31 protein-coding genes are annotated in these 26,542 nt (G+C 64.3%); 15 read left to right on the top strand and 16 right to left on the bottom strand.

The features are described 5' to 3' along the window. Positions 1-151 precede the first annotated feature (151 nt). Entirely contained in the window at positions 152-1,858 is a 1,707-nt protein-coding gene (locus tag J4H91_RS12555) for an Ig-like domain-containing protein (RefSeq protein WP_208046607.1), read from the top strand. A gap of 147 nt (positions 1,859-2,005) precedes the next feature. Continuing rightward, the gene (locus J4H91_RS12560) at positions 2,006-3,460 is read left to right on the top strand and encodes a M23 family metallopeptidase (RefSeq protein ID WP_208046608.1); all 1,455 of its coding nucleotides are present in this window, start codon (positions 2,006-2,008) and stop codon (positions 3,458-3,460) included. A gap of 59 nt (positions 3,461-3,519) precedes the next feature. Here the strand turns inward: J4H91_RS12560 and J4H91_RS12565 are convergent, their stop codons facing one another. Genes J4H91_RS12565 through J4H91_RS12575 form a run of 3 tightly spaced genes read right to left on the bottom strand, consistent with a single transcriptional unit; the run spans position 3,520 to position 4,589 of the window. Beyond that, entirely contained in the window at positions 3,520-3,804 is a 285-nt protein-coding gene (locus tag J4H91_RS12565) for a hypothetical protein (protein WP_208046609.1), read from the bottom strand. Beyond that, positions 3,801-3,989: a hypothetical protein gene (locus tag J4H91_RS12570; RefSeq protein ID WP_208046610.1), complete on the bottom strand. Its 189-nt coding sequence runs from the start codon at positions 3,987-3,989 to the stop codon at positions 3,801-3,803. The genes J4H91_RS12565 and J4H91_RS12570 overlap by 4 nt, the downstream gene beginning before the upstream one ends. 3 nt (positions 3,990-3,992) lie before the next feature. Next, positions 3,993-4,589: an antirestriction protein ArdA gene (locus J4H91_RS12575; protein ID WP_279544078.1), complete on the bottom strand. Its 597-nt coding sequence runs from the start codon at positions 4,587-4,589 to the stop codon at positions 3,993-3,995. Between the two features lie 840 nt (positions 4,590-5,429). Here J4H91_RS12575 and J4H91_RS12580 point away from each other — a divergent pair. The 6 genes from J4H91_RS12580 to J4H91_RS12605 all read left to right on the top strand — a co-directional run bounded on the left by J4H91_RS12580 (position 5,430) and on the right by J4H91_RS12605 (position 13,410). Continuing rightward, positions 5,430-5,786 (top strand): hypothetical protein, encoded by a 357-nt coding sequence (locus J4H91_RS12580; RefSeq protein WP_208046612.1) that lies wholly within the window; start codon positions 5,430-5,432, stop codon positions 5,784-5,786. A 127-nt stretch (positions 5,787-5,913) separates the two neighbouring features. Further along, positions 5,914-6,624 (top strand): hypothetical protein, encoded by a 711-nt coding sequence (locus tag J4H91_RS12585; protein WP_208046613.1) that lies wholly within the window; start codon positions 5,914-5,916, stop codon positions 6,622-6,624. 216 nt (positions 6,625-6,840) lie between these two features. Further along, positions 6,841-8,412 (top strand): class I SAM-dependent DNA methyltransferase, encoded by a 1,572-nt coding sequence (locus J4H91_RS12590; protein ID WP_208046614.1) that lies wholly within the window; start codon positions 6,841-6,843, stop codon positions 8,410-8,412. Positions 8,413-8,417: 5 nt separating this feature from the next. After that, on the top strand, positions 8,418-9,602 hold the full coding sequence (locus J4H91_RS12595) for a restriction endonuclease subunit S (RefSeq protein WP_208046615.1): 1,185 nt from the start codon (positions 8,418-8,420) through the stop codon (positions 9,600-9,602). Next, complete coding sequence (locus J4H91_RS12600) at positions 9,602-12,757, top strand: type I restriction endonuclease subunit R (RefSeq protein ID WP_208046616.1); 3,156 nt, start codon at positions 9,602-9,604, stop codon at positions 12,755-12,757. The genes J4H91_RS12595 and J4H91_RS12600 overlap by 1 nt, the downstream gene beginning before the upstream one ends. 65 nt (positions 12,758-12,822) lie before the next feature. Further along, a complete protein-coding gene (locus J4H91_RS12605) occupies positions 12,823-13,410 on the top strand; it encodes a hypothetical protein (protein ID WP_042542559.1) in 588 nt (195 codons plus the stop codon). A gap of 280 nt (positions 13,411-13,690) precedes the next feature. On the opposite strand, the gene J4H91_RS12610 is transcribed toward J4H91_RS12605, so the two are convergent. Both J4H91_RS12610 and J4H91_RS12615 read right to left on the bottom strand, forming a co-directional pair. Further along, positions 13,691-15,049 (bottom strand): MFS transporter, encoded by a 1,359-nt coding sequence (locus J4H91_RS12610; RefSeq protein WP_341783542.1) that lies wholly within the window; start codon positions 15,047-15,049, stop codon positions 13,691-13,693. A 35-nt stretch (positions 15,050-15,084) separates the two neighbouring features. Next, complete coding sequence (locus tag J4H91_RS12615) at positions 15,085-15,495, bottom strand: cupin domain-containing protein (RefSeq protein ID WP_042542561.1); 411 nt, start codon at positions 15,493-15,495, stop codon at positions 15,085-15,087. Positions 15,496-15,626: 131 nt separating this feature from the next. Here J4H91_RS12615 and J4H91_RS12620 point away from each other — a divergent pair, with 131 nt between their 5' ends. Next, a complete protein-coding gene (locus tag J4H91_RS12620; protein ID WP_042542697.1) occupies positions 15,627-16,166 on the top strand; it encodes a nitroreductase family protein in 540 nt (179 codons plus the stop codon). A 551-nt stretch (positions 16,167-16,717) separates the two neighbouring features. Here the strand turns inward: J4H91_RS12620 and J4H91_RS12625 are convergent. From J4H91_RS12625 to J4H91_RS12635, 3 genes are all read right to left on the bottom strand, one after another. Next, complete coding sequence (locus J4H91_RS12625; RefSeq protein ID WP_208046617.1) at positions 16,718-17,635, bottom strand: restriction endonuclease; 918 nt, start codon at positions 17,633-17,635, stop codon at positions 16,718-16,720. A 194-nt stretch (positions 17,636-17,829) separates the two neighbouring features. Beyond that, positions 17,830-18,018 (bottom strand): hypothetical protein, encoded by a 189-nt coding sequence (locus J4H91_RS12630; RefSeq protein ID WP_208046618.1) that lies wholly within the window; start codon positions 18,016-18,018, stop codon positions 17,830-17,832. Positions 18,019-18,137: 119 nt separating this feature from the next. Then, entirely contained in the window at positions 18,138-18,281 is a 144-nt protein-coding gene (locus J4H91_RS12635) for a hypothetical protein (RefSeq protein WP_208046619.1), read from the bottom strand. Between the two features lie 232 nt (positions 18,282-18,513). On the opposite strand from J4H91_RS12635, the gene J4H91_RS12640 reads away from it, so the two are divergent. Genes J4H91_RS12640 through J4H91_RS12650 form a run of 3 tightly spaced genes read left to right on the top strand, consistent with a single transcriptional unit; the run spans position 18,514 to position 20,383 of the window. Continuing rightward, on the top strand, positions 18,514-19,110 hold the full coding sequence (locus tag J4H91_RS12640; protein ID WP_208046620.1) for a recombinase family protein: 597 nt from the start codon (positions 18,514-18,516) through the stop codon (positions 19,108-19,110). Then, positions 19,107-19,643, top strand: coding sequence for a DUF1643 domain-containing protein (locus tag J4H91_RS12645; RefSeq protein ID WP_208046621.1), 537 nt, complete (start codon positions 19,107-19,109; stop codon positions 19,641-19,643). The genes J4H91_RS12640 and J4H91_RS12645 overlap by 4 nt, the downstream gene beginning before the upstream one ends. Then, positions 19,640-20,383 (top strand): DUF6508 domain-containing protein, encoded by a 744-nt coding sequence (locus J4H91_RS12650; RefSeq protein ID WP_208046622.1) that lies wholly within the window; start codon positions 19,640-19,642, stop codon positions 20,381-20,383. The genes J4H91_RS12645 and J4H91_RS12650 overlap by 4 nt, the downstream gene beginning before the upstream one ends. A gap of 68 nt (positions 20,384-20,451) precedes the next feature. Here J4H91_RS12650 and J4H91_RS12655 read toward each other — a convergent pair whose 3' ends face one another. Further along, positions 20,452-21,366, bottom strand: a complete 915-nt coding sequence (locus J4H91_RS12655) for a hypothetical protein (RefSeq protein ID WP_208046623.1) — start codon at positions 21,364-21,366, stop codon at positions 20,452-20,454. An 86-nt stretch (positions 21,367-21,452) separates the two neighbouring features. Between J4H91_RS12655 and J4H91_RS12660 the strand changes: the two genes are divergently transcribed. Together J4H91_RS12660 and J4H91_RS12665 are read left to right on the top strand one after the other, a co-directional pair. Beyond that, entirely contained in the window at positions 21,453-21,632 is a 180-nt protein-coding gene (locus tag J4H91_RS12660) for a hypothetical protein (RefSeq protein ID WP_208046624.1), read from the top strand. Between the two features lie 72 nt (positions 21,633-21,704). After that, positions 21,705-22,025 carry a hypothetical protein gene (locus J4H91_RS12665; protein ID WP_208046625.1) on the top strand — a complete coding sequence of 107 codons (321 nt, stop codon included), beginning with the start codon at positions 21,705-21,707 and terminating at the stop codon, positions 22,023-22,025. A 69-nt stretch (positions 22,026-22,094) separates the two neighbouring features. Here the strand turns inward: J4H91_RS12665 and J4H91_RS12670 are convergent, their stop codons facing one another. Genes J4H91_RS12670 through J4H91_RS12695 form a run of 6 tightly spaced genes read right to left on the bottom strand, consistent with a single transcriptional unit; the run spans position 22,095 to position 24,948 of the window. Further along, positions 22,095-22,412 carry a hypothetical protein gene (locus J4H91_RS12670; protein ID WP_141886155.1) on the bottom strand — a complete coding sequence of 106 codons (318 nt, stop codon included), beginning with the start codon at positions 22,410-22,412 and terminating at the stop codon, positions 22,095-22,097. Then, complete coding sequence (locus J4H91_RS12675; protein WP_141886156.1) at positions 22,409-22,654, bottom strand: hypothetical protein; 246 nt, start codon at positions 22,652-22,654, stop codon at positions 22,409-22,411. The genes J4H91_RS12670 and J4H91_RS12675 overlap by 4 nt, the downstream gene beginning before the upstream one ends. Further along, a complete protein-coding gene (gene dprA / locus J4H91_RS12680) occupies positions 22,651-23,601 on the bottom strand; it encodes a DNA-processing protein DprA (protein WP_208046626.1) in 951 nt (316 codons plus the stop codon). The genes J4H91_RS12675 and dprA overlap by 4 nt, the downstream gene beginning before the upstream one ends. After that, complete coding sequence (locus J4H91_RS12685; protein ID WP_208046627.1) at positions 23,598-24,185, bottom strand: DUF4192 family protein; 588 nt, start codon at positions 24,183-24,185, stop codon at positions 23,598-23,600. Before J4H91_RS12685 ends, dprA begins: the two co-directional genes overlap by 4 nt. Continuing rightward, positions 24,182-24,553, bottom strand: coding sequence for a hypothetical protein (locus tag J4H91_RS12690; protein ID WP_208046628.1), 372 nt, complete (start codon positions 24,551-24,553; stop codon positions 24,182-24,184). The genes J4H91_RS12685 and J4H91_RS12690 overlap by 4 nt, the downstream gene beginning before the upstream one ends. Continuing rightward, the gene (locus J4H91_RS12695; protein WP_208046629.1) at positions 24,550-24,948 is read right to left on the bottom strand and encodes a single-stranded DNA-binding protein; all 399 of its coding nucleotides are present in this window, start codon (positions 24,946-24,948) and stop codon (positions 24,550-24,552) included. The genes J4H91_RS12690 and J4H91_RS12695 overlap by 4 nt, the downstream gene beginning before the upstream one ends. Before the next feature lie 233 nt (positions 24,949-25,181). Between J4H91_RS12695 and J4H91_RS12700 the strand changes: the two genes are divergently transcribed. Continuing rightward, positions 25,182-25,394 (top strand): hypothetical protein, encoded by a 213-nt coding sequence (locus J4H91_RS12700; protein ID WP_208046630.1) that lies wholly within the window; start codon positions 25,182-25,184, stop codon positions 25,392-25,394. Between the two features lie 301 nt (positions 25,395-25,695). Here the strand turns inward: J4H91_RS12700 and J4H91_RS12705 are convergent, their stop codons facing one another. Then, a complete protein-coding gene (locus J4H91_RS12705) occupies positions 25,696-26,520 on the bottom strand; it encodes an abortive infection family protein (RefSeq protein WP_208046631.1) in 825 nt (274 codons plus the stop codon). Positions 26,521-26,542 lie beyond the last annotated feature (22 nt).

Below are 26,542 nucleotides of genomic sequence, written 5' to 3' on the forward strand. Positions count from 1 at the left end.
CAATGGTCGGCTCGAACACCTCCGTGGCTCCGCGCTGGGGTTCCGGAACCTGACCCACTACATTGCGCGGTCGTTGCTCGAAGCCGGCGGATTCAGACCGCTCCTACACCCTCAATTCCGATGAGCCGAATAAGCGTAAGGCGGTTGCTTTATGAATACCCGACCCATCCCCGTCCAGGAGGACGGACTCAGCAAGTCGAAGCCCAGGTGGCTTCGCAAGATCGGTGCCAGCGTGCTCGCGCTCGGCGTCGCCGTGTCAGGCCTGGTGGCAGGCGCGTCCGCAGCCAGCGCCTCGGCCCTTACCGAGCCCGCGTTCACCTCGGTGAGCGTCGTGGAGGAGGAGGGCTACGTCGGCAGCAGCGTGAGGGTGGACGTCGAGGGCCAGGTGCCCTCCGGCGCTTCCCCCGGCGACACGACTGTCCTGCAGATGCCCGAGTACCTGCGGGTCGCCTCCGGCACCTTCCCGATCAAGTCGCCCGACGGCACGGAGATCGGCCAGGCGGTCGCCTCTGCTGACGGGACCCAGCTGGTGGTGACCTACGGCGACTACGTGGGCACCCACACCGAGGTCTCGTTCAGCGGATGGTTCACGTCGGCGATCAATGACCCCGACGCCGACGGCTCCTCGCGTGACCTCGTCTTCGTCGACGCCGGGCGAGAGTTCCGGGACTCGATCATCACGATTCCCAGCACCCCCACGGACAAGGACTACGTGTACGCGACCGGCCGCTGGGTGGATGAGGACAAGGGCACCGTGATCCCCGAGGACGCCATCGAGTGGCGCTTCGAGGCCCCGATCGGGAACGGGTCGACCCACGAGCTCACATTCCACCAGCGCAACCTCGATATCGACGACGACGGGAACATCTTCGCGACCGGAGACCCCGCGGCGTCCGCACTGAACTGCGACTCGATCGAGTTCTACCAGTACACCGCCGATGAGCACATCCAGGACTGGGCCGGCTTCGAGGCCGTTCGTGCTCCGCTGCCCGCGAGCGAGTACACCGTCACCGGCTGCGGCACCGACGAGATCACCGTCGAGTTCGCCGTCGCCCCCGACGGCGTGTTCTACGGAGCGACCATGAAGGCCGCCCCGAACGACACTGACACGCTCCTGAACTTCAACGCAGGCGTCGAGGGCTACTCTACGAGCGCTGGCTACACCGGCTACTCGATCTGGAATACCCTCGTGTCACGCACGCTCGAAGATCTTGAGGGCTCGGGCAAGAGCACGGTGACCCCGGTCGCCCCCACGCTCGACGAGAGCGAGGAGTGCGGCGTCGAGGGCACCGTCGTGATCCCCGAGGTCGAGGGTGTCGTCTACTCGCAGTCGCGCGACGGAAACATCGTGACCGTGACCGCAGCGCCTGCCGAGGGCTACGTCTTCGCGAAGGAGGCCACGGCCGAGTGGACCTTCGACGTCAGCGCCGAGGCGTGCCCGCCGTTCGCCAACCCGGTCGCCCCCACGCTCGACGAGAGCGAGGAGTGCGGCGTCGAGGGCACCGTCGTGATCCCCGAGGTCGAGGGTGTCGTCTACTCGCAGTCGCGTGACGGGAACATCGTGACCGTGACCGCCGCTCCCGCAGAAGGCTACGTCTTCGCGAAGGACGCCACGGCCGAGTGGACCTTCGACGTGAGCGCCGAAGCGTGCCCCGCCCCGCCCGCTCCTGCAGAGCCTGTGCTGGATGTGAAGAAGGGCGCTGTGACCGGCGACCCGCTCGCCGCTACCGGCGCCTCCGCCCCGCTGCTCGCAGGCGGCATCGCGCTGCTGCTCCTCGCGGCAGGCGCCGCGGCCGCAGCGGTCAGGCTCAAGTCCCGCTCGAAGGCGGGCGCTGAGGACGCGCTGAGCGCCTCGTAGCGCCCCGAGGGGCGGACCTCGGTAGCGCCCCGCATGCGAAGGATCGCGTGCGGGGCGCCGCCGCACCCGCGTCTCATCCCAAGGGAGCAGCCATGCGGCTGAGCCCCCCTTCAGCAGACTCGCTCTCTCCAGCGAAGGAATACCACCATGAAGACCACCAAGCTCGCACTCGCGTCCGCGACGTGCATGATCTCTCTCGGGCTCCTGGCCCCCACGGCCGCCCACGCGGCCCCCGCCCCCTTCACGGAATCGCAGCCCACGGTCGAGCCGACCGTTGCCGCGGAACAGCCCGCATCGACGGCTTCGCTTCCGATCGCGGCAGGCGACTACTGGGTCAGCTCCTACTTCGGTCCGCGCGTGCCCTCCTCGCTCGGCTCGGGAACCTTCCACGACGCCATCGACCTCGCCGCGGACGACGGCGTTTCCATCTACGCGATCGCCGACGGGGTGGTGTCGAGGGTCGTCGAGCCCTCCGGTGCCACCGGCGCTGGCATCATCGTCGTCGAGCACGGAACCCACGACGGGAAGGTCCTGGAGGCGCTCTACGCGCACATGTGGGAGCCGTCGAAGCACGTCACCGTCGGAGACCGGGTCGTCGCCGGCCAGCAGATTGCCGAGGTGGGCGCCTCAGGCATCGCCAACGGGCCGCATCTGCACCTGAAGGTCATGCTCGACGGCGTGGACGTCGACCCGCTCCCGGTGCTCGAAGCCCTCGGGCTCGACGTGCTCGGCGGCGCGAGCTACGTGCGCCCGCACACCGCCGCCCCGGAGCTCGCAACGAGCATGCACTCGCATGGGCGCCTGGCGGTGCGAGCATCCGCCGACTTCGCCTCCGACCTCGTCACGGTCCTCGCGCCGAACAGCTCGTACTCCGTGCGGACTGGACCCGGCACGAACGGCTTCGCCGAGGTCGTCCTGGCGGACGGCGCCACCGGCTGGGCGTGGATCGGCAACATCGGCAGCGACTACTACGCGCTGGACACGCCGCCGACGGTCGACGAGGCCCAGGTAGGAGCGAGCGAGCGGACGGCCGGCACCCAGTGGCGCATGCCGGATGGTGCGACCAGGTACCTGCGCGACCTCCCGTCGTACGTGCCCGGAGAGAATGACGTCCTCGTCCTGGCAGACAGCGGCCACACCCTCGTCGCGACGGGCCGCACCTTCCCCGGAGGGTGGGAGGAGTTCACGATCAATGGTGTCATTGGCTGGCTCGTCAGCAACATCACCATGACCGCCATCGAGGACGAACCCACCGACCCCGAGCAGCCCACCGACCCCGAGCAGCCCACCGACCCCGAGCAGCCCACCGACCCCGAGCAGCCCACCGACCCCGACGAGCCCACCGACCCCGACGAGCCCACCGATCCCGAGGAGCCGACCGATCCCGAGGAGCCGACCGACTCGAATGGGCCTGTGACCCCTGAGGAGCCCCCGGCTCCCGTCGAGCCCGAGCAGCCCGTCGTCACCGACGTGAAGAAGGGCGCCGTGACCGGTGATCCGCTGAGCGGCTCGAACGCAGGCCTGCTCGGCCTCGGCGCGCTGCTGCTGGCGGGAGCAGGGGCCGCAGCCGCGGCCCTGATCCGTCGCCGGATCGAGGCGTAGCGAAACGCTGGTCTCCTGAAAGCAGATACCCCCGAGGCAGTGCGCCTCGGGGGTATCTTTCAGCTTTGCTCTGGGAACCGCGACACGAAGTCGTTGACATGCAGTCGCAGCATCGCTGCTACCTCCCTATTGCTATGCCCTGTCGCGCGGGCCTCGCGAACCACCGCCTTCCTGCAGGCGTGCACCTGGGCCTGGACGACCGCCAGGAGGCGCAGCAGGTCCTCGACGGACACAGACAGCAGAGCTGCCCTCTCGGCCGCGGAGAGGAGCTCCTGGAGCTCGTACTGCCTGAGGGAGGCGCACTCCTCCTGCACGATGAGCTCGCGCTCAAGCAGCGCGGTCATCGTTGCGCTGCCTCTGCGGTGCTGACCACGGTCTCCATGGCGCAGGCGCCGTGCTCGGGGCAGACCCTCACCCTGTACGCGCCGAGGTCCGGGAAGAACAGCAGTTCCCTCGTGCAGAGCCGGGGCGGGTCGCAGTCGAGGCAGAAGCGCTGCCACTTCTCATCGGCGATCTCATTGGCAGACATGGCTCAGCAGCTCCTGAACACGTACACGCCGGAGGCCGGAGCCTGAGCGTCCAGCACAGCGTAGTCGTGCGCCAGCTCGCGGGCGTGGCTCTTCCAGTCGAAGTGCTGCGCGACCTCCTCGGGAACGCCGTTCAGCATCCCCGTGCTGTCGACGAGATCAGCCGCGTACTCTTCGAAGGAGTCCCAGTTCCCACAGTAGCGGTCGTGGAAATCGCCGAGGGCAGGCACGTCGCTCCTGCCGTCACCCTCGGCGACGTAGTCGCCGCTCGCGACCCAGGCCCGCAGGGCCGGGCGCAGGTGCTCTTCCACGGCGAGCAGAGCCTCGGCCTGCTGCTGGGCCTCGTGAGGGCTCATCTCGCGGTCGACGAGCATGTACTCAGTGTCGTAGCACCAGAGCTCCTCGCAGCCGGCAGGGTTTAGGCCCGTGCCTCTGTGCAGCTCAGCGACGGTGACTGTGCTTGCTTCTGCGGCGTCGTACCAGTCGCCGACCAGATAGCCGGCATTGAAATGAAACATGCAGCCGAGCCAGACGGTGGGCGTCTGCGCTGTGTTGCCGGGTGTAGCAGCAGAGGTAGAAGTAGAAGAAACAGTAGTAACCATGGGAGCGTCCTCCGGTCTCGTGCGCGAGCAGCGGCGGACGTGCCGTGCTCATCAGGGAGGCTCCCGGCCCCGCGTGAGCGGGGCGGCTCCGCGTGGTGTGCTGTATCGCAGAGAAACAAACGTGGTAACAATCCAGTAACGATAGAGACTAGTGACGGAGTGTTCACATCTCTGTCACATTTTTGCTTACTAGACTTTAGCTTCACTACTCGATACCCGGGACGGGCATCATGACGATTCACGAGCTGTTTTTGCAGAGGTTACTCCGGCTCGTGTGTGGCAGTGCAGAGCACTGCCCGGGGGAAAACCTGAGAAGGGAATCCCGCTGAGGCAGAGGAGCTAAAGTCTAGTTCCTTCAGAAGCTGTCATAGGTGGTCGCCGGAAGCGGCCAGCTGAAGCCCTACCCCGACGCCGCAAGCGTCGGATCGGGTGGACGAGTCGCCGCGCAGCATGTGCGAGCGCGAGAAGCGCGGCCCGGAAGCCGCGCGAGAGGCACAGAGCGCGGCACGGACGCCGCGCGGGAAGTACAGCACGCGCACACGCGTGCGACAGGCCCCTGGCTGCGGTGATCGCAGCCAGGTAGCAACACAGAGAGCACAGGGCGGCAACACTGCCGCCCCGAGAAGCTGGTGAGACAGGTGAGAAGCGCCTGCCTCTGCGAGCCCTGCGCCCCTGGCGGAGCCTGCGAAGCGAGCGCTGTGACGAGCACAGCGAGCAGCAGAGCTTGGCGCGGCATGACGCCGCGCCCGGAAAAGCATGTGAGACGGGTGAGACGCACTCGTCCAGACGAGCGCGCTGCGATGAGCGCTGCGCGCAGCAAATCGAGAAGAGGAAATGAACATGACTATTACGAACAAGCAGCTGAACCTCGCATTCGACAACATGAAGATTCGCAAGGATCCGACGGGCAAGATGCCGCTGATCGTTGTGGTGCCTCGTGACGCGATCCCGATGGACACTCCCGGAACGATCACGATCGCGGAGGGCGGGGCGAAGGCCATGCGCCTCGGCGTGGAGGATCACTTCGCCGAGCTGGCGGCAGCCGAGGCCGGTGGCGACGCCCACGAGATCGACGAAGCGATGAGCGCTGCCTCCGAGATGCTGGAGATGTGGCTGGCGATCGAGCTCTCCTTCGCCGGAGTGCTGCTGAAGCATGGCAAGAAGCTGAAGGGCCGCTCGATGATCGCGGTGAAGTAGCACGCGCCAGAGAGCAAAGACAACCGGGGGCGGCACAGGACGCCGCCTCCGACGAGAGAACACAGCCTCGGCGACAGTCGCCGAGGCCCTCGCGCAGGAGCGCAAAGAATCAGAACGGAGCAAGACCATGATGAAGACAGCAGCGATGACACAGGCTGAGCAGGCGCAACTCGATGCAGTACTGCGAGCAATCCAGACGATGAGCGACAAGCACCACGAGTTCGAGGCGGCGATGCGCGCTGGCGACGAGCAGGCAGTGCGCGCAGCGCTGCAGGCCTGTGCGGAGGCGGACCGGGCCTGGATGCGGACCCCGTCCGACTTCGAGGACGGCTCGCCCGCTGATGTGGCGAGGTACGCAGCTCTGGACGAGATCGACGCGCTCGCGACCGCGCTGATCCCGTGGGACCCTGAGAACCGCGGCGCAACGGTGCTGGCGGCCGAGGTCTCGGAGATCGCTGCTGCGAGCGATGCTATGGGGGCAGCCTACGAGCTGGTCACGGAGATCGATGAAGAGCTGGAATACCTGGAGGGAACGATCGAGCTGCTCCGGGACATGCTGGGGCTCTTCGATGACGAGGAGGGATGCGAGTGTGAGGACTGCATTCGTGAGCCCGACGAGCTGGACGACGAGACTCGCGTCGAGTACGAGGCACGCCTCGCCCGCGACGAGCGTCGGTTCGTGGAGCTCACCATGGAGCGCGCAGCGAAGCTTGGAGCGGGCGGAGAGGACCCGCTGGGCTACTGGGGTTTGCTCGCGAAGCACGGGTTGATGATCCCTGAGTGGCACGCGATCCACAGCTACCAGCAGCGGATGCAGCAGCCGTCGGCAGTGGTCTGAGAGACGCCGGCAGTGGTCTGAGAGACAGCGGGCAGGGAGCAAGTCGCTCCCTGCCCGCTGCGTTGACTCTCGGATGATCTGAGACCCACGACCCGGGTCATCGCCAGCGCAGTTCGGGCGCTTCGTTTAGCAGTGTCGTAGGCCCTCGATAGGATCGCTCCTAACACCTGATACTTCATCTGGAAGCGCGATCGCGCGCGAAGGAGCTAAAAAAATATGGCGAGAAAGTCGGCCTCGGCCAAGCCGCAACGAACCCTTGAGCAGACCCTGTGGGACGCCGCGGACAAGCTCCGCGGGAACCAGGAGCCGAGCGAGTACAAGCACGTCGTGCTCGGTCTCGTGTTCCTGAAGTACATCTCCGACCGCTTCGAGGAGCGCCGCGCGCAGCTCAAGGACGAGCTCGCGGCGGAGGGCATCAAGCCCGAGCGCATCGACGGCTTCCTGGAGGACCGCGACGAGTATGCGAGCCAGAACGTCTTCTGGGTGCCAGCAGCAGCCCGCTGGGGCACGATCCAGGACTCGGCGAAGCAGCCTGAGATCGGTGAACTCATCGACACCTCAATGGATCTCATCGAGAAGGAGAACCCGACGCTCAAGGGCGTACTGCCGCGCAACTACGGCCGCGACGGCCTCGACAAGAAACGCCTCGGCGAGCTCGTCGACCTCATCGGCTCGATCGGCTTCATGAAGACCGATGACCATGGCGCAGACGACGTGCTGGGCCGCGTGTACGAGTACTTCCTGGGCCAGTTCGCAGGCAAGGAGACCGGCAAGGACGCCGGCGCGTTCTACACGCCTCGCTCGGTCGTCAAGACGCTGGTCGAGATGCTGGAGCCGTACAAGGGTCGCGTGTACGACCCCGCGGCAGGCTCGGGCGGCATGTTCGTGCAGTCGGCTGAGTTCGTGAAGGCACACGGCGGCAAGCGCACGGACATCTCCGTCTACGGCCAGGAGTTCACCGACACGACGTGGAAGCTCGCGAAGATGAACCTCGCGCTGCGCGGCATCGAGGCTGACATGGGCGTGCGCTCGGCTGACTCGTTCACCGAGAACCTGCATCCTGATCTGCGCGCGGACTTCGTGATCGCGAACCCGCCGTTCAACCAGAAGGAGTGGTGGGACGCGAGCCTCGCGGACGACCCTCGCTGGAAGTACGGCACGCCCGCACCGGGCAAGGTAGGGAGCAACTTCGCTTGGGCCCAGCATTTCATCTATCACCTGGCACCGAACGGAACCGCAGGCTTCGTCCTCGCGAACGGCTCCCTCAGCTCCAAAGAAGGAGGGAACGGTGAGATCCGCCAGAAGCTCGTCGAGGCGGGACTCGTCGACTGCATTGTTGCGATGCCCGACAAGTTGTTCTTCAACACGGGCATTCCAGTGGCGCTGTGGTTCGTCTCTAAGGGGCGAGATGGCAACGGTCACCGTGCTCGTAAGGGCGAGGTGCTGTTCATCGACGCCCGCAAGCTTGGCGACATGGAGACTCGCAAGCTGCGCGTGCTGTCGGATGAACATATCGCGCAGATTGCAGACACCTATCACGAGTGGCGCAATCATGACGGCGAGTACGAGGACGTGCCCGGATTCGCCAAGTCAGCGACGATCGAGGAGATCGCGGAGCACGGCTTCGTGCTCACTCCTGGCCGCTACGTCGGCGCTGAGGAGGCCGAGGTCGATGACGAGCCGATCGACGAGAAGATCGAGCGCTTGACGAGCGAGCTCTTCGCCGAGTTCGAGCGTGGACGCGAGCTTGAGAACGAGGTCCGACTGCGGCTGGGTGGTCTTCAGTGACTAGCATGACCCTCGGTGAAGCATTTGACCTCAACCCGACTGTGAAGCTCACCAAGGGCATGAGTGCTCCTTTCGTCGATATGGCGAGTCTTGTCCCGTTCACCAGGGACGTGTCAGCGACACAGGATAAACCGTACGGCGGCGGCATGAAGTTCTGTGACGGTGATGTTCTGATGGCGCGAATCACTCCGTCGCTGGAGAACGGGAAAACGTCGATTTATCGTGCGGCCGTCGACCGGCAAGGTACCCCGGCTTTCGGGTCTACGGAGTTCATTGTGATTCGTGGGAAAGAGGGAATCTCCAGTACCGACTTTGCGTACTATCTTTTTACCTCACCTGAGATCCGAGACCATGCGATTAGTTCGATGAATGGAAGTTCAGGCAGACAAAGAGTGCAGCTCGATTCTCTGAGCTCGTTCGAGATCGACCTTCCTGAGCTCAAAGAGCAGCGCGCGATCGCGGCGACGCTCGGCGCACTCGACGACAAGATTGAGTCGAACCGGCGGGCGATTTCACTCCTGGATAGGCTCTTCAGTGCGCAGTTTTCTCGCCTCTTGGAGTCTTCACGATCCATTTCTAATCTGCCGTTGAGTGACGTCGCGACGATCACAAGAGGTCGCTCCTATAAGAGTGCGGAGCTATCAGAGTCACCTGTTGCGCTCGTGACGCTCAAGAGCATCGACCGCAACGGCGGGTATAAACAGGATGGCCTGAAGCCCTACGTTGGTCCGTACAAGACCGAGCAGGTGGTAGCTCCTGGTGAGATCGTCGTGGCGCAAACCGACCTAACCCAAGGAGCAGAGGTGGTAGGTCGCGGGGTGCGTGTCCCAATTAGCGAGGCGCACAACACGCTCGTCGCTTCGCTCGATCTCGCTATTCTCCGCCCGAAAGACACAATGCCTGTCGAGTATCTCCTCGGACTTCTAAGCAGCGAATCGTTCCGGCAGCACTGCCGCAATCACGTCACGGGAACTACGGTGCTCCATCTTGCAAAAGATGCGATGCCAACTTGGATGGCGCCTGTTGTATCAGCTGCGGAGCAGGAGGCCTTCTCGTCTGTTGCCCGTGGGCTCCTTGCGCGCGTTGATTCGTTCTCGTCCGAGAACCAGCGACTAACTGAGCTCCGCGACGCTCTCTTGCCCGAACTCCTCTCAGGCCGCATCCGAGTTGCAGACGTGGAGGTTCCCTGATGACCTCCTTCAACGAGAACGTCGTCGAGCAGGCCGCGCTGGAGTACTTCGCGGAACTCGGCTACGCAGTGCTGCACGGACCGGACATCGCACCGGGCGAGCCGTCCTCCGAGCGAGAGTCCCACGAGGACGTGATCCTCTGGGGTCGACTTCGGGAAGCGATTCGTCGGATCAACCCTGACACGAGCCCTGCGCTGATCTCTGAGGCGGTCAAGACGCTGCGGCGCGCCGAGTCGCAGAGCGCGATCGACGAGAACGCGCGCGTTCACAGGCTGATCGTCGAGGGCGTGCCGGTCGAGCATCGCGACGCCGAGGGCACGCTGCGCACGACGCGACTCCAGCTCGTCGACTTCGACGAGCCGAGCAACAACGACTGGGTCGCGATCAACCAGTTCACGATCATCGAGAACGGCAAGAACCGCCGCCCCGACGTGCTCGTAATGCTGAACGGCCTGCCTGTGTCGCTGCTGGAGCTGAAGAACCCGGCGGCGGAGAATGCGACGCTCAAATCAGCGTGGAACCAGGTGCAGACGTACCGCCAGGACATCCCGTCGGTGTTCGTGCCGAACGCGGTGACGGTGATCTCTGACGGCATGTCGGCCGCGATGAGCAGCTACTCAGGCGCGTTCGAGCACTATGCGCCGTGGAAGACGATCGAGGGGCGCGACGTCGTCACCGACCGCCCCGCGCTTGAGGTGCTCGTCAAGGGCGTATTCGAGCCGGTGCGGTTCCTGGACATTCTGAAGAACTTCGTCGTGTTCAGCGACGAGACGGTGACGGACAAGAGCACCGGCCAGCCGACGCGCACGCTCGTGAAGCGGGTGGCGAAGTACCACCAGTACTGGGCGGTCAATGCCGCGGTCGAGTCCACGGTGTCCGCCTCGCGCCCTGACGGCGATCGGCGAGGCGGCGTGGTCTGGCACACGCAGGGCTCGGGCAAGAGCTTCGAGATGGTGTTCTACGCGGCAAAGATCATGCGGGACCCGCGCATGGCGAACCCGACGCTCGTGTTCATCACCGACCGCAACGACCTCGACGACCAGCTGTTCGGGGAGACCTTCGCACCGGCGCGCATCTTGCCAGAGACACCGGTGCAGGCATCGACGCGCACAGACCTGCGCGAGAAGCTCAGGCGCGTGTCAGGCGGCATCGTGTTCACGACGCTCCAGAAGTTCGCCCCTGGCGAGGACGGGGATACTAATCCGGTCCTCACCGACCGCAGGAACGTGGTCGTGATCGCCGACGAGGCGCACCGCAGCCAGTACGGCTTCGGCGAGACGCTCGACCGCCATGGCAGACTGAAGGCGGGCCTCGCGAAGCACATGCGCGATGCGCTGCCCGGGGCGACCTATCTCGGTTTCACGGGCACTCCGATCGAGTCGAACGACAAATCGACCCGTGCCGTGTTCGGCGACTACATCGACGTCTACGACCTCACACGCGCCGTGGACGACGGCGCCACGGTGAAGATCTTCTACGAGTCAAGGCTCGCCCGCGTCGAGCTTTCGGACGCTGATCTCGCAGCGCTGGACGAGCTCGCCGACGAGATCACCGAGACCGTGGAGGAAGACACCGCGACGGCGGCGAAGTCGCGCTGGTCGCGGCTGGAGGCGATCGTCGGCGCAGAGTCGCGTCTCGACCTCGTGGCGCAGGACATCGTCGAGCACTGGGAGAAGCGACGCGAGGCGATGCTTGGCAAGGGCATGATCGTCGCGATGAGCCGCAGGATCGCTGTGCGCCTCTACGAGAAGATCGTTGCGCTCAGGCCAGACTGGCACTCAGATGACCCTGAGAAGGGCAAGATCAAGGTCGTCATGACCGGATCGGCTGCTGACCCCGCCGAGTTCCAGCCGCACATCCACTCGAAGGACGTGCGCAAGGACCTGAAGCTCCGGGCGAAGAACGCTGACGATCCGCTGGAGCTCGTGATCGTGCGCGACATGTGGCTCACCGGCTTCGACGCGCCGTCGATGCACACGATGTACGTCGACAAGACGATGCAGGGCGCTGGGCTGATGCAGGCGATCGCACGCGTGAACCGCACGTTCCGCGACAAGCCCGGCGGGCTGATCGTCGACTACATCGGGCTGTTCGCCAACCTCCAGGAAGCGCTGCAGGAGTACTCGCCCTCGGACCGTGACCAGGCGGGCGTGCCGATCGAGGAGATCGTGAACGCGATGCTGGAGAAGCACGACATCGTGTGCGGCATCCTGCACGGCGTCTCGTACGACGCCTCCCCCGGGCTGTCGTCGTCTCAGCGTCTGGCCGAGTACGCGAAGGTGCTCGACTTCGTGATGGCTGACCCCGACCGCACGAAGCGGTTCAACGACGAAGTGCTCGCACTGGCGAAGGCGTTCGCGCTGGCGGGTGCCCGCGACGAGGCAGCGGCGATCCGCGACGATGTGCGGCTGTTCACGGACGTGCGCGCGGCGATCCTGAAGATCCTGAACCCCGACTCCGGCAAGGGCGGCTCCGGCGCGGTGGAGATCGACACCGCGCTCGGGCAGCTACTCAACGAGGCGGTCGCCGCCGAGGACGTCGTCGACGTCTACAAGCTGGCGGGCGTCGAGACACCTGAGATCTCGATCCTGAGCGACGAGTTCCTGGACTCGCTCGCGGGCAAGGACAAGCCAAATCTCCAGATGGGGCTCCTGCGCAAGATCCTGAACGACCAGATCCGCACGGTGCAGCGAAAGAACATCGTGCAGGGGCGGAAGTTCTCGGAGATGCTCGACGAGGCAGTGAAGCGCTACACGAACCGGTCTCTGTCCACTGCTGAGATCATCGCGGAGCTCGTGAAGCTCGCGAAGCAGGTCCGCGACGACCAGAATCGCTTCGAGCAGCTGGACCTTCGCGAGGATGAAGTCGCGTTCTACGACGCTGTCGTGCAGAACGACTCCGCCGTGCTGGAGCTCGGCGACGAGACACTGAAAGCAATCGCTCGGGACCTCGTGAAGTCTGTGCAGCAGTCAGCGACGATCGACTGGAACCTCAAGGAGTCGGTGCTCGCGACGATGCGCTCGAAGGTGCGCAGGATCCTGGCCCGCTACGACTACCCGCCGGACGCGGAGGAGCAGGCTGTGGAGCTCGTGCTGAAGCAGGCGGAGGTGTTCGCCGACGGTGTCGGTGCGGAGCCCAACAACGGAGCAGTCTGAGTATGGGTAAAGCGAGCCGACTGAAGGCTGAACGGGCTGCGGACAGAAAAGGGAGACTTGTGTCTGTGGGCCAGAGGGGGACGCCTGAGGAAGAACTGAGCGCCGCCACCAGCGTCGTAGGCGAGCTCTTCGGCATAGAGGCCGACTGCGCGGCTGCCGCGGGGCTGCTTGTTGCGATCGGCGATGAACTTGGGCACGCTCTTCGGCCGCGTCCCGTGGCTGCGATCATCAGGGAGACGAAGTCCAATACGTTGCTTGCGATGGGACCGAAAGCGACAAAGAAGTTCAGTCCCGAGCAGATTGCCGGTATGGAGAACCACCGACCAGGCGGGCGCGACACGGGTCACCTCGTTGTGACCTCTGACGAGCACAAGCTTCTGCTCGATCCCAACATGCGGCAGCTGGGGAATGTGGGAGTCGATGCGCCCAGCATCTTGATCCGAGTGCGAAGCACGGAGCCGGAGTCGGGTGAGTGGCAGTTCCGCCACGAAGGCCTTGAGATTCTGTACTTCGTTGACGACGAGAACCGCGCTCTGCTGCCGCACTACGAGAACGCGCATCGCGAATCCCGCGTGTATGCGCAGGCTATCGCCGAGGGAATCCGTGCCGGAGTTGATCCGATCGAAATCGCCGCACGTATGAAGAAGAGCTAAGCCTGTGAATTGACAGCGAAGTTGGCAATAGTGACAGTGAAGTTGGCAATAACTCAATCAAGTTGGCAATAACCGTTATTTTGACACAGTACTTGGCAACAGCCGCGAGGTAGCTTTGGGTTAGCGGCTAGAAGCTACACAGCTCACCAATATCAATAACGTCAGCGGAACAGTAAACGTATCCGCTTAGTTGTCATCAGCTGGCAAGGATCAACCATCCTGGCGCTTTCACCTAATTCATGGTAAAGCCCGTATTATTGAGAACAATACGGGCTTCACTTCAACTGCGTGAGACATCGGGCAGTTTTGCGCCTGCAAAGACGCCGACGAGGCCCATCGCCGCGAGCAACAGCAGCGCCCACGAGACGTGCACGGTCGCGAGCAGCGCGCTCACCCCACCCACGACGAGAAGAATGATGCCCATTGCGGTGTTTGAGACTGCAACATAGGTGGTGCGAGTATCGCCCTCTGCCATGTCGACCACATACGTTTTGCGGCCGATGCGCACGCCCGTGTGCATGAGCGTGAGTGCAAAATACACCGTGATGTAGAACAGGTTTACCCACCAGCTCGCGTCTGATTGGAATGCCGACGCACTGCCAGCCTCGGCAAGCGTAGCGACGATCACGGCCGAGAGAATGATCGCCGAAGCAACCCCTGCCCCGATACTCATGACCTTGCGACTCGAGCGATCTGCGAGCCTGCCAAACAGCCTTCCGCCGATGAGCGCAGCAAGCCCAGAAGCGATAATGAACCCGCCAAGCCCCGCGAGACTCGACGCGCCAGACTGGATCGACAGCGTCACGATAAACGGAGGGCTCAGCGACGAAACGAGAAGCAACCCGCGGACCCCGACAAACTGCCTGAAACGCGCGTCTTCACGCAACAATTGCACCGCCTGAGAGAGCCCATGAAACGGTTTGGCTGGAGCGACCTCGGTGCTCTGCGCCTCTGGGGCTTCCTCACTCGCAGGTTCACGCACTCCGGCATAGATCACCGCGACCCCCACCCAGAGCGCTGCACCCGCGGCGAGCAACCAGGCGAGGCGAGCAGCTGCGAGTTCCGCTCCCACAAACGCTCTGATCGCAAGGCCCAGGGTGATCGCAACAATGCCTGCAACGGTGGTTGAAATACCATTGAGCTGCCCCCGTTCGCCCTTCGGAATCGTGCGTCCCTGCACATCTTTTGACGCGATCGAGCAGAGGCATCGACCGAGCGCAAAGATCGCGAGCGCGACGAGAATGCCGACGCCCGCTGCAAGCCCTGAGCCGAGCGCTGCGATGAACGCCATCACCGCGACCGCCCCCGCCTGCACGAGCGCGCCAACTACGAAGATCCATTTGCGATGCTTCACCCGCACAACGAGTGGGGTAAGTAGCGCTTGCGGCAACATCGAGAGAGACTCGCGGATCGGCACGAGAAGTCCCGTCAACGCAGCCGGGGCCCCGAGTGACGCGAGCACCCAGGGCAGCACCGTCGATGCGTTGACCGCCTGATCGCCAGACGATTGCAGGGCACCCGCCGTGATTTGGCGCAGACCATTTGACGCCACCTTGTCGCGCAGCCCTTTGGGCATGCGCTGCTCGGCGTCTCGGGAACGACGGATGAGTTTCGAATACCACCACTCGCTGGCGGTCACGGGGGCAGACTCGCCCCCGTGTTCACTTGCCGCGATCAGTGGTCGTGATCCTGATCCGCCTGTGTTTCATGCACGGTGCCCGGCGCGTGATGCGGTGGAGCATAGATGCTGTAGACCTTCATCGGAACGTCGCCGATGTTGGTGATGTTGTGCCACATGCCCTTGGGCACAAGCACGGCCCAGTCGTCGGCGACCTCTTCATCAAACGAGAGCTCTTCGGGCGAAGGTCCCATTTGTACCCGACCGCGACCCTGTTCAAGTCGCAAGAACTGATCGGTATCGTCGTGCACTTCGAGACCGATATCGCCTCCGACAGGAATCGACATGAGGGTGAGCTGCATGAGCTCCCCCGTCCATACTGTCGTGCGGAAATTGGTGTTTGCACGGGTCGATGCTTCGATGTTAACGGTATATGGGTTTGGGCCATGATCTGGTGTTTGTGTCATTGCTTAAGCCTAATGACCTGGCCGAGCAGTAATCAAGCGAGGATAGGCTGGCCTTGCTCGGCAAACATTCAGATTGGAGAGGTTCAGGGATGACACAGGGCAAATTCTTTGACGACGAGGTACTCGAGGCCATGGCGACCAGGCGTTCAGTGTCGAAAGTGGGGCCACACACCCCCACCGACGACGAACTCCGCGAGCTCCTCGCCGCGGTCACCCCGGTTGCCGACCATAAGGCGTTGCGCCCGTGGCGACTCATCGTGTTGCGGGGCGAGGATCGGGGCCGTCTAGCCGATGCGCTCGACGCGGCCGCAGGGACCACCCGTGAACCGGGAGAACGCAATTCCAAGCCATACCGGGCAGAACTCCTCATCGCGGTCATCGCCAGCTCCACCGAGCACCCGCTCGTGCCAGAGTGGGAGCAACACGCGACTGCGGCTGGCGCCGGGCACCTGCTCGAACTCGCACTGTGGCGAGCCGGGTGGGGCGTGATGTGGCGCACCGGAGTGCTCGCGAACAGCGACCCAGTGCGAGCCATGCACGGGCTCGAAGAACACGAGCACCTCATGGGGTGGTTGTATGTGGGTGACATTGACCCGTCATTCCGAGAGCGCCTGGAGGCATCGAATCGGCCGGCACTCGACCCGCATCAGTTTCTCGGAATGCTCCCCTAACCTCAGAGGTCACCCTCCTCGAGTTAGGTGAACATGAGCATAAAGATGTACATATTTTTTGTTCACAAATGCTACTTCAGAGCATGACTGCTCTCGCACCTCACGTTGAAACCTGGGCCGTTTCCCGAGAAAAACTCGCCTGTACTTTGAAGCGGTTTCGCGAACAAGGCGCAGCCGCAGGGCCATTGACCTTCGGAGCGCATCGCAAGCCCGAGGGAGGAGGGGCTGGGTGTGGCCCTAGCGAGCGAAGCAGCACATCCAGAAACAATGCCAACTTCGTTGGCAAAACACCGACTAAACCAAACGTGATTACGGAGAAATTCCGCATAATCACTGGGATGCCAACTAGCGAAAAAGTGCCATCTTCGCTGTCATCTCACAAAGCCCCATCGCTCGGGCGCTGGCTTTTTCGTGTCCATCAGAGCCTACCCAAGTGGACGTCGCAAAGCACGGGTCTCCGTGCGTCCAACGGACGCAGACCGCATCTCAATGGACACAACTGTCGGATGGTCTTAGCGCAGGCCACCATGAAGCGGCGTCACCACTAACGGTTACTCGAAGTAGTCCTCGTCGACCTCGACAGCGCTGAACCGCTGCTTCTCCTGCACGCCGACGCGGTAAGCAACCATCAGGTCGACGAGCTTTGCGCCGTCGATGAGGATGATGCGCGACTGCACCTTCTTGGCGTAGTCGATCGCGCCTGAGGTGAACGCACTGGTCGTAAGGAACACGCCGCGCGAGGCTCCGAAGCCGTGCAGTGCCCCGACGAAAGCCTGGATCGGCTCGCGGCCGACGTTGTTGCCTTCCTTGTAGCGCTTGGCCTGGATGTAGACCTGGTCGAGGCCGAGGGCGTCTTGGTCGATAAGCCCGTCGATGCCCTCGTCGTTGGAACCACCGATGCGTCGGCCTCGCTGTGCTGCGCCGCCGTAGCCCATCTTGAGGAGCAGGTCGACGACCGCCTGCTCGAAGAAGTCGGGGTGGCTATTGCGAAGCCGGTCGAGCAGATCCTCACCGACGCTCGCCTCGATACGGGAGACTGCGTCCTCGATGACCTCGATCGGGTCGGAGATCTCATCGGATGGTTGCACAGGCGTCGACGCTGGCGCAGCGGTCTTAGCCTTCTCCGGCCAAAATGGGGCGAAGACCTCGCGTGCGAGCGCGTAGTCGAAACCCTGGGGGTATTTCGCAAGAGCAGCTCTGCCGGCGTCATTGATGACGTAATGACCGCGCTCGGGCCGGTCGACCCACTTCGCCTTTCCGAGGTGGCTCAGCACCCAGCCCATGCGCTGCTCGTAGCGGGTACCGCCAGATTTGAGGGTCTCAGCACGTGCGTCGTCACTGACGCCTGCGCGGTCGGCTACGGCGTCGAAGACTTCGCGGCGCTGGCGACTTTGTCCGTCTGAGAGGACTTGCAGCGTGGGGATGACGTACTCGGGCCAGATCGAGACGAGTGAGGCTTCTTCGGGCATGGGGATCATTATCTCAGGCGCTGCTGCGTCAACTCAAAGACTCGGCGCCAAGGCAGGTGACGGCGGAGCAGCCCAGGGCGCCTGCGCGAATTAGACTCAGCCCTTGCGGCATCACAGCAGCCTGCACGACGGCGCGTGCCTTACTACCGAGCGCCTCAGCCATCCAGACGAACCCGGCAGGCGCGAGCGGCCGATTATAAGGTGGTGTGGGCGCTCGTATTCGGCTCAGCGCGCGTGAACGCACCGGAGCCACGGGTGACCGCGTCGGAGAACCAGTGCACCATGTGTTGCTGCTGACTCGACCACCAGACGCCCCGCTTCTGGGGCACGTCGAGCTCGTGCCGGTCCGAGATCGGTAGGTGCGGCTCAAGTTTCGCGAGCACGGGTGAAGTCGCGGACGTGGATGTCGTCGTCGGTCATGTGATCGTGGTTCCTCTCGTCAAGCGCAAGCGAGAGGGCATCGTCGGGCTGAAGCGGCCCTCTCGCTTGGGCGGTGGAGCATCTACTTCTTCTTACCGCTCTTCCCCTTTTGCGATAGAGCGCTCGCGGCAGCGGTCTTCGACGCAGCCGATGTGCGGCCGTCGCGCAGCACCTTCGACGCCGCGGTCGCGGCCTTCGCGCTAGTCTGCTTCGTGTTCTTGGCCATGGGGCCTCCATCTGATCACGCACGCGCGGTGTTGCTCGTGCGGTTCGCACGCTACCCGGGACCTCCGACATTCTTGGCACTGGCGCTCGTCGCACAGTGCCCGTAAGCCGGTCGGTATGCGGGACACCCTCAGTGCGTGCTGAGGGGCGAACGATCTCGTGACGCAAGTTGTCCCGTAAGACTCGCCCTAAATAAAGCCCGCTGAAGGAACGTCAAACGGTACGCTTGAAGTATGAAGATCGGATACGCGCGGGTCAGCACCGCGAAGCAGGACCTCACGGCCCAGCTCGACGCGCTGCGCGCACTCGGGGTCGAAGAGAAGAACGTCCACGTCGACCACGGGCTCACCGGCACGAGTCGCGCGCGACCGGGGCTGGAGAAGGCCCTCGCCGCTGTGCGCGAGGGCGACGAGCTGGTGGTGACGAAGCTCGACCGGCTGGCCCGCTCCATCCGGGACGCTCGTGACATCGCAGACGAGCTGGCCGATCAGGGAGTGACGCTCCGGCTCGGGAACAGCGCCTACGACCCGACGGACCCGATGGGCAAGATGATGTTCAACATGCTCGCCACGTTCGCGGAGTTCGAGGCGGACCTCATTCGGGCTCGGACCAGAGAGGGCATGGCCGTCGCCAAAGCGAAAGGAAAGCTCCGAGGCAAAAAGCCAAAGCTCTCTCCCACGCAAGAAAAGCACCTCGTGGAGCTGTGGCAGGCGGGCGAGCACACCTCGGCAGAGCTGGCGCAGGAGTTCGGCGTGGCTCGGTCGACCGTGTACAGGGCCGTGGAGCGGGCAGGGGTGAGCCCGCGGGTCAAGGAAAGCGCGCCAGCGTGATCGCGTATCCTTCCGGCCAGGAGCCGGACTTCTGGCAGCCGAACCCCGCCAGCGCCACGCATCGCTTCGCCCTGGGCAGGATCGACGAGTGCGCGCCGGAGTCGCCGCCGCTCGTCGTGATCGGCATGAACCCGTCCCATGCCCGCGAGACCGAGTCTGACAGAACTGTGAACCACGTCATCGACGTGTCGACTCGCGAGCACTCGGGATGGCTCATGCTAAATCTCTACCCGGAGCGGTCTCCCAAGCCGAAGGCGCTCAGGCCGTATGATGCGGGGCTCTCCGCTGCGAACTGCGACGCTATCCAGCACGTGCTCGACCTGGTGGGCGCGACCGAGGTGCTCGGAGCCTGGGGCAACATGGGCGGCTCCGCGACGCTGAGGCGAGCACTGCCCGATGTGCAGGCCCTGCTCGACCGGATGAGCGTGAGAGCGTACACGCTCGACGCACTGCTGAAGACGGGGAACCCGGCTCACCCGCACCCGCCGGGCCGGCCGTTGCCGATGCTCGGGCCGAAGAGGTACCTCGCGTGACGGAGGTGACAGGCGCCCAGATGGAAGCCTTGCAACGAATCAACACCGGCATCGAGCTGCTTGAGGCCGGCTACACCGTCGAGTGGACATCGTCGCGAGTGACGGAGTCCGGGGCGCGCACGATGTCCTATCCGAACTACGACAAGCGGCTCATGGAAGCGTTGTGGGGCGCTTCAGAGCTGGTTGGCACCGACTACGGTTACACAGAGCGCGTCGACGAGGTGCGAGAGCTGAGCGTCCCGGAGATGACCCAGTCGCAGCTGTCCACGTTCCTCACGTGGGTGCAGCGCGGCGAGAGGTTCTGCGACGGTTTCATCGACGGCTTCGTGAAGGACGGCAGGGTGCTGCAGGCGCTCCGCCGGGCTGCTGAGCTAGAGGGCTGCACGGAACAGGGCTTCGAGCGTGCACCGAGTCTTGGAGCGCGCCGAAGCGAGCCCGACGAACGAGGCGAGCCTGCAGGGAGCCGAGCAAAGCCGGTCTGGGGTCGCGCGGCGCTGCTCGTGTTCCTGGGCTCCCTGCTGCTCACCTATGTCGGCACGGCGTCAAACGTCCTCCCAGGAGCCGGGTGGGCGATCGGGCTGCTCGTCGCGATGGGCGGGGGCGTCGTGTTCTCGATCATCTCCCTCGTCAGGCGAGAGCGTAGGGGCGCCGCTATCGCCACGTTGGTGATGTCTCTGGGCCTGCCGCTCGCGGTATTCGTCGGGTTCGCGGTGTTCTTCACGTTCTTCTACGTCGCGTAAACCCCGTTCGCAGCGGGGCGAGGCACGCGACGCCTCGGCTCCCCTGAGAGCAAGCGGACGCTCGCCCGCTAGACGGGTACGCCACGATTCGTGACCGGCAGCTGTTGCATGAGGCGGCCGTCCTGCTCGCGCCTGCGGCACTGTTCAACAAGCGGGAGAGCCAGCTCGGGGTCCTTGCGGAACTGCTCGAACTCGTCGCGGTTGAGGGCGTAGTACTCCTCGTAGTCGACGAGGCCCGTCGACACCGGAATCGACAGGTAGCCGATGCCGAAGATGAGCTCCGCGCCCAGCGAGAAGCGGTGCTCCTGCGAGACGTAGATGTCCTCGAACTTCGTCTCCGGCTCGTCGTCCTCGATCCTCGCCGAGTAGTCGGGGTCGAGGAAGTGGGCGAGCTGCTGTCGTTCCCTGTCGCCGAGCTCTTCGCTCACCCCGACCACTATGCGCGCCGCCCAAGCCGGCTCGTCGCGGTCGAACCTCGGCGCAGGAGCTACGTCGTCGTCGGGCTCGCCGCTCACCGCGACTGTTATAGGCTCCCGAGCTGCATCGTCGTCGTTGGGCTCGCCGCTCCAGAGGTTTCTTGTTGCGTTGGGCACACCCCAGGACCGCCACTCGAACCCGAGTCGCCTTGCGAATGGGTCCACTACTAGCGCCACTGTGTTGTCATCGAGCTGCGTGCGCGATGCGAGAGCGAACACTGCCAAACCCAGGAGCGAAGTGAAGCTCCCCATGGTCATTCGCTCGGCAGTCGTGGTGGACTGTGGCAGCTTCGCCCGAACATCCTTTTCGAGACCGCGAACTGCAGACTCTATGGCCGCGTAGTGCGATGCAGACCGAGGAACGTCCAAGATCCGAGACCCCGCATCGCGAACTTCCTGTCTGCGCGTCGCTGTGACGACCGGCTCGATGTCAGAGCTACTCAGACTCTGCGCCGCGTCGATGAAGCGGCGCACCTGTTCTTCATTGCCTCCGAGCTTGTTGGTCATGGAACGATTCTATGTTCGTGAGGCGGGATCGCTCACGACAACACCGAGTTCCGCGAGAAGGGTGGCGTCCCGCGTATCATCAACGCGTGCATATCAGGATCGGAGACGGCTCGGGCGACGAAGACTACCGAACCTGCTCCGAGTGCGGCTGCGACTGCGAGCCCGAGATATTCGACGGCGGCGAGGAAGCCGCGATCAGGGTAGCGTTCTCGTGCCCTGAGCATGGCCTGCACAGCGTCACGGACCCGTTCGAGGGGATGAGGTAGGGCCGTGCTCGCCGTAGAAGCCTGACCCGTAGGCTTGAGATCGCCGGAACAGGCGCTGAAAAGAGGAGAGAAATGAGCGAGCAGAACACCGACGACGATCTGAGAGTGAAGCTCGTCGAGGTTGGTGAGTTGTCCAAGCAGGGGAATGAGCGACTGCGGAGCTTCTTCGACTTCATCAAGAAGAGCCTCGATCAGTATGAGAGCACTGACACCGCGAAGGAGATCCGCAGTACTGGCAAACTCGCCCCTGATTTTGCGAGTCTCTGGGTTCAGGAGGAGATCCAGAAGTGGGGCGGGAAGCTCACCGATGATGTGGCAAAGGGGACTGATCTGAAGAAGCTGCTCATCATTCAGGGTACTCGACAGATGAACGCGCACTACGGTGTCGAATGATCTTCTAATAGATCACTCTGAACTACACAGAGACCCCGAGGCCGTCGGGCCCCGGGGTCTCTTCGCGTCTCAACCAGCAGCGATCACACGCATCCGGCTCACGCTGGAGCTGAAGGGACCGACGCTGAGCTTTTCCACCTCCCCGCAGACACCTGCTGCGACAAGGGCCGCCGGCAGGCCGCTGTGCTCGCTGTAGTCGCGGACGAACACCTCGCCCGGGTACGCGACGTAGCCGGACGCGAGCAGATCTACCGTGAGCATCTCGCTGTCGCTGTCGGGGAACAGCATCTCCAGTGCGTGCTGGGCTGGGTCGTAATGAAGCGAGCCTTGCAGCTCGGTCTCGCCGAATCGCAGCCTCAGAGCCTCGCGCATGAGCTTCCATGTCATCGCGCTGTCTCCTCGCGTCGGTAGACAGGCTGGCCGAACTGGTTGAACCCGCTGAATACCACTGCTCCGCCGAGCGCAAGCCTCGCCGCGGCCCCGGTCAGTGCCGGAGCAAGGTCGGCGGGCAGCACCACGGCAGCACCGCCGTCGATGACGAGCGCCCTCGCGCGCAGGGCATGGACGTCTTCCAGGTCGACGCCGCAGGCTGCCTCTCCTTGAGTGAGCTCGAACGTGGTGGTGCTCATGCTGGTACTCCTTCTTCGTTGCAACCGTTGCTCCGCATGATGAAGGCGAGCGCTTCCTCGCCGTCTGCAACCAGCTGCGCTGTGCCCTGCTGCAGGAGCATGTGGCAGCCCGCACTCGCTGCGCTGGTGACGGGACCCGGCACAGCGCCGACGGGCCTGCCGATGCCATGCGCCTGCTGTGCCACCCGCAGCGCGCCAGAGCGCAGGCCCGCCTCGGGAATGACCACTGCGCCCGCCAGCTCTGCGATGATCCGACCGCGCATCTGGAACCTGTGCCGCGTTGGCGCGGTGCCAGGAGGTATCTCGCTGACGACCAAGCCCTGCTCAGCGATGCGGTCGATCAGATCCCGGTGGCCTGCGGGATAGGCTCTGTCCACTCCGCTCGCGAGCACCGCGACGGTCTTGCCGGCGGCCGCCAGTGCCGCACGGTGAGCCGCGCCGTCGACGCCGTAGGAGGCGCCAGCCAGCACGGTGACGCTGCGCTGCGCTGCGTGATCTGCGATCTCGCGGGTCACGTGCTCGCCGTAGCCGGTGCAGGCGCGGGCGCCGGTGATCGCAAGGCTCGGCTTCTGGAGCAACGCAACGTCGCCGCGAGCCCAGAGCATGAGGGGCTGAGCCGGTGCGAGCGGGTCTGCGCTTTCTTGGTCGCTGAGGCGCGCAGGCCAGAGCTCGTCGCCGGGCAGCAGAGCCGTGAGACCTGCGGCCAGTGCCTGCTCCAGCTCGCGCTGGGCCTGCGACATGTCGTGGCGGGCGAGCCACTTCTCAGCGAGCGGCGCGTAGGACGCGTTCACGACGCGGTTCCTGATCTGCTCGTCGATCGCGGCGAGTCGCTGCAGTGCCTCTGCCGCGCCGAAGGCGTTGATCAGCGCAGCGGCTGCGCGGTCGCCGGGCTCGATCATCCGGGACCACGCGACACGGGCCAGCAGGTCTTCGTCTCTGGTGCTCATGATCTGTTCTCCTGACTGCCGGAGGCGCACATCTGTGCCGCCATATTTGTGATCTCGTTGGGGTCCTCGGCCGTCCGGCCGGGGTGCTGGGCGCGCCACTCGTCGACACCGAGCAGCACGTGGTCAGGGTCGTAGAGCGGGCTCTGCTGGATCTCGTCGAGGCTATGTAGCTCTGGGAAGTTCGTGCCGACGAAGCTCGCCCAGCCGTCCGAGGCGACGACGAGGGCGTCGTGCACTGAGGCGCCAGCCGCATGCAGCACGTCAGCCAGCACGCCTGTGAGCGTGCCGTGAGGGCTCGACACGGGCTGCTTGGAGAGCAGATGGTCTGTCTGCACCACGACGGCCACCGCGTCACCCTTGAGGGCGATCTGGGTGATCTGCAGGAGCCAGTGCTCGATCTCGTCACCGGGGCGCTCTAGCTGTTCCAGCGGCGGCAGGTCGATGCGGGCTGCGCCGAGCGTGCGCGAGCCCTCGAACAGCACGAGGAACAGGCTCTCAGGGGCACGCATGCCAGTGAGTCGCGGCAGGGCCGCCAGGAAGTCGGCGCTGCTCGTGGCTTTGAGGACGGTGGGCTGTGCGTTCATGGTCGTGCTCCTTGAATCTTCTTGATGGTTCCTTGAACGAGGTACCAGGCGTCGGCGTCGACGGCAGTACCCTGCTCGGCGAGCTCGACGAGAGTGTTGAGGCCCGCAAGGGTGTCCTCGTCGAGAACGAGGACTCTGTCTCCGTCGATCTCGACGGCTGAATCGTCGCCGTAGGTGCTGACGCTCAGCAGGTATCCCGGCGAGCCGTCGGCTGTGTTGTGGTCAGGGCGCTTGCCGACGATCGTGAACACAGTGGCGCTCTCGTCGTCGTCGAAGTCGACATAGCCGTAGTGGTCGTTGTCCGTGAGGCGCCAAGGCTGGGGTTCCAGGCGGTCGCCGGTGTCGTACGGAGTGAGTGACGAGGTCATGATTGAGCTCCTGAAGTCTGGTCTGCTGCACTTGCTGCAGTCTCTGTGCGCGTGAACTCGCTGGTGCCCCAGAACAGGTCGTGGCCCATGTGCCCGGCGGTGATGGCGTGCTTGGTGACGAGGTGGTCCGGCCGTTTGAGGAGCACCTCCTTGATCGTGCCGGTCACGAGCAGCCGGTCGCCCGGCTTGATGCTCTGCGATGCGTTCACGGCGAGCTGCCGGAACGCGTTCACTGTGTAGTACACGGTGCGCTTCGCGCCGCGACGTGGCCCCTCCTGGACCGCCATCTCGAATGAGACGTAGGGCTGGCCCAGCTTCGTGGTGCTGTACTTGACCGTGTCCCCGACGACGCCGGACACGGTGATCCGCTGCTGCGCTTGCTTCTGCTCAGACATGGCTGTGCTCATTTCTGTTGTTCCGTGATGCCAACAGAGCCACAGCCCGCAGGGCTGCACCTCTCAAAGTTCTTCCCGGGACGGGCTATGCCCGGCCCCAACATTCACTTCCTTGCTCGCCCAGGCGAGCGGAATAGACGCAAGAACCCCGAGGCATCACGCCTCGGGGTTCTTGCTTTTCACGCAGTGTCCGCCATTGACAGCAGATAGCTCAGTGCGCGTAGAGTCGCAGGATGAGCGACGACGGTGTTGAAGTCCCCGACGACCTGGAGATCCGTGTCGGTGACGGCACGGGTAACGAGCAGTACCGCACGTGCCAGGAGTGCGGCCGCGACTGCGTGCCGGAGCCCTTCGACGCCGGCACGGGCGACGGCATTAGGGTGGCGTTCTCGTGCCCTGAGCACGGCGTGCACGCTGTGGTTGACCCGTTCGAGCACTTGCGTTAACGGGGACATGAAAAGCAAGAGCCGCCACGGTCGCCCGTGACGGCTCCAGATGCGGTCTCTGCTCGTGGCAGAGCCGCTATTGTCGTGCCTCAGCCGGAATCCAACCGGCCTCGCCTGCAGACTGTCCACTCGTCCTCGTGGGCGCACGCGCTCACGGCGAGGAATCGAACCTCGCGTCCCTTAGGGCGACTCAGAGCACCGAGTCACGACTTTGCAGGAGGGAACTCCTGTCACATCACCACCCGGGCGCGGCTGTGCCGCGCCCCAGCGCCTGACGGAGGTCAGGCGCATCATGACTTGTTCAGACCCGTCCGCCGCTCATCTGGCGGTCGTACGTGCTCAGCATGAGCTCGGCGACGTGGACGGCCTCCCGGACGACGTAGATCGCCGTCTCCTCGCGCAGCGCGGTCGGCAGCGTCCTTCCGTGGCCGGTGCCGTGGTCGTTGCGGAGCTCGTTCACGGACTCGATGACCGTCTTGGCCGACTGGTAGATCGCCCTCACGGCCGTCGCTCCGGGGACCGAGTCGTCGACAACCTTGAACTCGAAGTTGAGGCGGTCGAACGACAGGTGGATGAGCATCGGCCACTTGGGGTTCTTGGGCAGCGGCATCCCGCTGCCCTCGATCACGAACTTCATAACCGCTTCGAGGAGTTCCTTGGCGAAGCCGAGCGCCGCGGCAGGATCGTCGATGTTCCTGCGCAGCCGTGCGAGCTGCTCGTCGAGTGCGGCGCGACCGCCAGTCTCCAGGTCGATCGCGCCGAGCCGCTCCAGTCGGCCCTCCTCGGTGAGCGACCAGCCGACGTGAGCGAAAGCCGACCGTAGGTTCGTGATCTCATTGACGTTGTCATCGTCCCTGAAGGCCCCGTCCAGACGAAGCGCGTTGAGAAGCGCGTCCGCGAGCTTCTTCGCGTTATCGGGTCTCTTCTCCGCGACCCGGCAAATCTCGATCACGCGCTGCTGCTTGTTGGGACCCTGCTTGCCCGGCTCGTACTTGTAGTCGTCGAAGGAGCCGAGGCCCGCCGACCCAATGGCACCTGAGATCTTGGCATGAGACGGACCCTTGCCGCCGAAGAAGAACTGCGCCAGAGCGGCGCCAGTCTCACTGTTAATGGGGTTGCTGCTCATGCCTCACCATTCTGCCGCAGCC

It is taken from the genome of Leucobacter ruminantium (genome assembly GCF_017565705.1).
Taxonomy (GTDB): Bacteria; Actinomycetota; Actinomycetes; order Actinomycetales; family Microbacteriaceae; genus Leucobacter; species Leucobacter ruminantium.